Source organism: Bacillus sp. GMa5/1 (genome assembly GCF_050172015.1).
GTDB classification, from domain to species: Bacteria; Bacillota; Bacilli; order Bacillales; family Bacillaceae_G; genus Bacillus_A; species Bacillus_A cereus.
Genome location: NZ_JBNLYC010000245.1, coordinates 1 through 4,983 on the forward strand (window position 1 = coordinate 1; position 4,983 = coordinate 4,983).

The following is a 4,983-nucleotide window of genomic DNA, read 5'->3' on the forward strand; positions in this document are numbered from 1 at the left end:
ATAAGAAAAGGATGATGTACGTGAAGGACACTGTTTTACAAGAAACGATTTCTCCACAAGAATTACATAAAGTTGTTCAAAAGAATACAGCTTATTATGACTTTAAGTGGGGTAAAGTAGAAAATCCAGCGCAAGGGAATACATGGAATTGGGTAGCCTTTTTCTTCCCAACTTTTTGGTTAGCTTATCGAAAAATGTATAAGTTATTTATTATATTTGCGTTATTGGCTATACCTAGTATAGTTATACCCCCTTTTATAGATATTCCAGATGGGATTTATGTAACATTTAATTTAGCTCTTCAATTAGGAATGATGATATTTACTGGATGGCAAGGAAACCGTTTATATTACAAGCATGCTGTTCGTGTTTTTCGTAAGGGAGAAGATGCGTCTGATCATGAGAAGGCGTATTTCTTACAATCAAAGGGTGGCGTGAGTATTGCTGGTATGATTGGTTTACAGGTTATAGTCGGGATTGTGTTTGGGTTAGCTGCGCTCGGGCTGTCCTTTTTACCAACTGAACCGAATATTAAAAACGTTGTTCGTTCAAGTGGTGAAGGGGTTACTTTAGAGATTATGACTGATAATCCAACTTGGAAGTTTGTTAAGAAAGAAAAAGATTATGACGTAGTAGAGTTTACTGGTTATGATTATACAGAGAAGAAAAACGTGAAAATTAAATTTGCTGTTTATTTCGATGAAGATTATTTCGAGTGGCAAGAGGTATATGAAAATAATAAGAAGTTAAGTGAAGAAGAAGTGGAAGAATATCAAATTTACATTGAAGAAAATAATTTGGGTTTCTAGAGAGAACTCGTTCATTTTGAAAAGAAGAATCTTGTGAAGGTTCTTCTTTTGTTTATTAGGGGGAGAGAAATGATTTCAGCATGAATAGAAGCTCTAATAGGATCTATTAGTTTAAGTACGGGTTTACACACGAAAAAGATTGATGTTAACATACGTTACTTGCAGCAGTATGAATGGTTTCGAATGATATATGAAGACGAGAAGTATCGAAAGTTATTTATTACGAACTACAAAGTTCGCTCATATTTACAAAGTAAGCTAAGAGTTCGATTGCTCGTAAAAAATAAAAATGCACAACGAAGATTTTTAAAATTAGTAGAAGAGCAAATAGAAAAACGGCATACAAATTGAAATTTTGTAAAATACAATAAAAAATGAGAATTTGAGGTAGGGTTGTCAATAACGTGAGACTATGGCACTATAAAGAAATGCTATACAAATTTTATTTATCGAGATGTAAACATCAATTTTGATTTTTACGTATAAATAATGAACGGAGGAAATGAATTTATGGCTACTTTACCAAATTGTCCAAAATGTAATTCAGAATATACGTATGAGGATGGGGTTCTTTTCGTATGTCCAGAATGTGCTCATGAGTGGGGCCAAGAAGCAGAAGCTGAAAATAATGATGGTGCAAAAGTTGTAAAAGATGCGAACGGAAACGTTCTTCAAGATGGCGACGCTGTTACTGTTATTAAAGATTTAAAAGTAAAAGGAACTTCTTCAGTTGTGAAGATCGGTACGAAAGTAAAGAGTATCCGTCTAGTTGATGGCGATCACGATATCGATTGCAAAATCGACGGTTTCGGAGCTATGAAGTTAAAATCACAGTTCGTTAAGAAGGCATAAGTAAATAGAAGAGGAGGCGAATAGCCTCCTCTTTTTATTATGTCACTTTTTGTCGGTAAATCGATATTTCGTACAAAATCGTTGATATATTCTGAGTTATGATAGATATATTTGAAAAATCGTTGATATATTGCAAGTTATGATAGATATATTGAAAAAATCGTTAATATAATTTCACTCACCGAGAACGATGCATCATTTACTGAGCGAAAGTTACGATTTACCTCGCATCATAGTCAACCTCTTTCAACTGACATCGCTTATTAAAGAACGTTTTATATCCAAGCTGTAAAAAGATAATGACAGCAAAGGCAGTACTTCCAGAAATACCGAGTATGATGGCGATTTGATATTGAATGGCTGTGAATGGTGATACACCGGATAATATTTGACCAGTCATCATGCCTGGTAAGCTTATAATTCCCATTCCGACCATAGAATTAATTGTTGGTAAAATAGCAGAGTCAAAAGCTTCTCGAATGAGCGGAGCAGCAGCTTCTTTCGGTGTTGCGCCGAGCATAAGTGCACCTTCAATTTGACCTCTTTGCGATTTCATATTGTTTAAGAACGTATTTGCACCAAGAGAAACACCAGTCATGGCATTCCCAACTAACATTCCTGTAATAGGGACGATATATTGCGGAGCATACCAAGGGTCATGACCGATAATAACAAAGATAAATAGTAGAAGTGGCCCAATTGATCCGGCGACCATGGAAAGGGCGGCTACTCGTTTTAATTCTTTAGACATTGGGATGTTAACTCGTTTATAAATATTAAAAATTGCAAAGGTAGTAATAGAAGTGATGAGAGCGATTGTATAAAATGGATTACTGTTTTCAAATACGTATGTAAGGACATATGCAACAAGTACGAGCTGAATGGTCATACGGAATGTTGCGAGCGCGATTTGTTTTTCGCGAGGTATTCCTTTTAATTTTACAAGTCCAATTAAAATAAGAATGAAAATATAGGCAGCTGCAAGTTGCCAAATTTGGAGTTCAATAACGCCCTTCAACTGAGAGCACTTCCTTTCTAGTTGCACCCTTTGTTTTGCTAATTTCAATAATATCATCTGCAATTTCTTCTGGAAGTTGTTGCGAGTGTGTGATGAAGATAACTGTTTTTTTCTTTTTTCGTGCTAGTTCAGTAAATTGTTTCATAACGCGGCGTTCTGTATCACTATCTAATGCTGAAGTGGGTTCATCTAATAAATAGACAGGCGGATCCATAAGTACGATACGTGCAAAGGCAAGTCTTTGTTTTTCACCGCCGGATAATGAGGAGGTGCTATCTTCTAATTGCTTGTCTAAGCTAACGGTTTGTAATGCACTCCGCAGGGCATCATCATTTGGAAATGGTTTTTCAGAAAGACGAAGTCCCATTAATAGGTTGTCTTTAACGGTTCCATCAAAAATAGGTGGAGTTTGCCCAAGCATAACTACGTCACGACGTAATTGAATAGGGTAATAATCAGAAATTAACTTTCCGTTATATTCAATTGTACCGGATGTTGGGGATTGTAAATCGTTTAACATGCGAAGTAATGTGCTTTTTCCGCTTCCGCTTTCACCGATAATACAAGTAATCTTTTCTTTTTGAATCTGTAAATAAGGAATGTGTAGTATATCTTTATATATAACGTCTTTTAATATAAACATAAATCGCTCCTTTCTGATTCTAGTTATATCGTATCAAAAAAAGAGGGGAAAATGGTTATAACGAACAACGTTTTTTCTTCGTCTTGAGTTTTATTAATAAGTTAAGTAAACGATCTAATTCTTGGCTGAAAGAAATCACTTTATCATGAGTGAATCCGTATCGTTCAACGAGATAGATTAACTCTTTCTTTTTCGCTTCTATTCGATTGTTTAGTTTCGATAAGTTCATAAGTGGAATGTAATGCCTCCTACAAAAGTATTTATCACATAAAAAATAAGACCGAATGAATTCGGTCTTAAAGGAAAGAATAAAACAACTTACAAATAGCATACAATGTTTATCAATATTTTTTAATATAAAAATGAAAAATAAATCATTATAAATATTGAGAAAGATGTGTCTGATAATTTTTAAAAACTGATGCAAAGAGGCTGCCTACATAGTAGACAGCCTGTAAAGTATTAACCTTTATGATATTTGTACATCCAAAGAAGACCAGATTTTAATAATCTCGGTACACGTCCCATTAATGGTTGGTTTGCTAGTAAACCAAAGCCGTGCTTCTTACCAAGAGATCCTAGAACACCTTTTAATTTAATAACAGGTAGTTCATCCGGGAGTGGTTCATTATTCCAACGTTTTAATAATATTTGGACAATTTGTTCTCCTTGACCTTCAGCCAGTTGGGCAGATGGTGCATGTGGAAGTGCTGCGCAATCTCCTACAACGTAAACATGATCGTTATTTGGAATATTATGATATTTAGTTAAGACAACCCGTCCGCTACCATCTTGTTCAACTGGAAGGTTTCGAACAACTTCATTTGCTTGAATACCAGCTGTCCAGACGATTGCATCACATTCAAGTGGTTCATCGTGGTTGTACACAATATTTGGTTCTACTTTTGTAATGTTAGAGTTTCGTATAATGTTAACTTTATGCTTTACAAACCATTCTTCTACGTATCTACTTAATTTCTCTGGATATGGGAATAAAATTCTATCTTTTCGATCAAATAAATAGATTTTTAAATCAGAACGGCTTTCACGAAGTTCACTTGCTACTTCAACGCCACTTAAGCCAGCACCAACGACAGCTACTGTTGCATTTGGTTCTAGACTATTTAATTGTTCATATGTCTTACGTGTTTGTTCAATTGATTGTAGACTATGTGTATATTCTCTAGCTCCAGGAACGTTATGATATTTATCTTCACAGCCAAGTCCGATAATTAAATCATCATATTGGATCGCTTCGCCGCCATCAAGATGAACAGCTTTTTCTTCGAGGTCAATATTTGTTACTGTGCCGTATTGAATATTGAGGCGTGGGTGTTCAGGAAACGGTATACGAATATGCGTTTCTGAAATAGTACCCGCAACTAATGCATAATATTCAGTTTTGAAGCAATGATATGGTACTTTGTCGATTAATGTCACTTGTACATCATCTGGAAGTTGGTTGCTTGGAAGTAGCCTTTGCAGAATTCTCATTCCACCGTAGCCCCCACCTAGTATTACGAGGTGTTTCATGATGGATTACCCCTTTTCTGTTGAAATATCCCCTAATCATAAAATTTTATATTAATAAAATATTTTGACTTTACTCAATCAAATTATATCGAATTTGTGAACAAATAACAATGCATGAATGAATACTC

Annotated in this window: 7 protein-coding genes; 3 read left to right on the forward strand and 4 right to left on the reverse strand. The window is 35.0% G+C overall.

Annotated features, from left to right (window positions below):
• Positions 1–11: 11 nt before the first annotated feature.
• The 3 genes from ACQGSG_RS26500 to phnA all read left to right on the forward strand — a co-directional run bounded on the left by ACQGSG_RS26500 (position 12) and on the right by phnA (position 1,661).
• Positions 12–809 (forward strand): DUF2628 domain-containing protein, encoded by a 798-nt coding sequence (locus ACQGSG_RS26500; RefSeq protein WP_118415280.1) that lies wholly within the window; start codon positions 12–14, stop codon positions 807–809.
• 84 nt (positions 810–893) lie between these two features.
• Positions 894–1,160 carry a hypothetical protein gene (locus tag ACQGSG_RS26505; RefSeq protein ID WP_224765022.1) on the forward strand — a complete coding sequence of 89 codons (267 nt, stop codon included), beginning with the start codon at positions 894–896 and terminating at the stop codon, positions 1,158–1,160.
• Positions 1,161–1,319: 159 nt separating this feature from the next.
• Positions 1,320–1,661 (forward strand): alkylphosphonate utilization operon protein PhnA, encoded by a 342-nt coding sequence (phnA, locus tag ACQGSG_RS26510; RefSeq protein WP_000212737.1) that lies wholly within the window; start codon positions 1,320–1,322, stop codon positions 1,659–1,661.
• A gap of 220 nt (positions 1,662–1,881) precedes the next feature.
• Here phnA and ACQGSG_RS26515 read toward each other — a convergent pair whose 3' ends face one another.
• The 4 genes from ACQGSG_RS26515 to ACQGSG_RS26530 form a co-directional block, all read right to left on the reverse strand.
• Positions 1,882–2,679 carry an ABC transporter permease gene (locus tag ACQGSG_RS26515; protein ID WP_097796600.1) on the reverse strand — a complete coding sequence of 266 codons (798 nt, stop codon included), beginning with the start codon at positions 2,677–2,679 and terminating at the stop codon, positions 1,882–1,884.
• A complete protein-coding gene (locus tag ACQGSG_RS26520; RefSeq protein ID WP_000470265.1) occupies positions 2,663–3,322 on the reverse strand; it encodes an ABC transporter ATP-binding protein in 660 nt (219 codons plus the stop codon). The genes ACQGSG_RS26515 and ACQGSG_RS26520 overlap by 17 nt, the downstream gene beginning before the upstream one ends.
• Positions 3,323–3,377: 55 nt before the next feature.
• The gene (locus ACQGSG_RS26525) at positions 3,378–3,551 is read right to left on the reverse strand and encodes an aspartyl-phosphate phosphatase Spo0E family protein (RefSeq protein WP_001054089.1); all 174 of its coding nucleotides are present in this window, start codon (positions 3,549–3,551) and stop codon (positions 3,378–3,380) included.
• 233 nt (positions 3,552–3,784) lie between these two features.
• Positions 3,785–4,855, reverse strand: a complete 1,071-nt coding sequence (locus tag ACQGSG_RS26530) for an NAD(P)/FAD-dependent oxidoreductase (protein ID WP_000682077.1) — start codon at positions 4,853–4,855, stop codon at positions 3,785–3,787.
• Positions 4,856–4,983 lie beyond the last annotated feature (128 nt).

What these genes read in the sequence shown, in the direction of transcription:
- ACQGSG_RS26530 (WP_000682077.1), bottom strand. Translation starts at nt 4,855, where the DNA reads ATGAAACACCTCGTAATACTAGGTGGGGGCTACGGTGGAATGAGAATT.
- ACQGSG_RS26520 (WP_000470265.1), bottom strand. Translation starts at nt 3,322, where the DNA reads ATGTTTATATTAAAAGACGTTATATATAAAGATATACTACACATTCCT.
- ACQGSG_RS26500 (WP_118415280.1), top strand. Translation starts at nt 12, where the DNA reads ATGATGTACGTGAAGGACACTGTTTTACAAGAAACGATTTCTCCACAA.
- phnA (WP_000212737.1), top strand. Translation starts at nt 1,320, where the DNA reads ATGGCTACTTTACCAAATTGTCCAAAATGTAATTCAGAATATACGTAT.
- ACQGSG_RS26525 (WP_001054089.1), bottom strand. Translation starts at nt 3,551, where the DNA reads ATGAACTTATCGAAACTAAACAATCGAATAGAAGCGAAAAAGAAAGAG.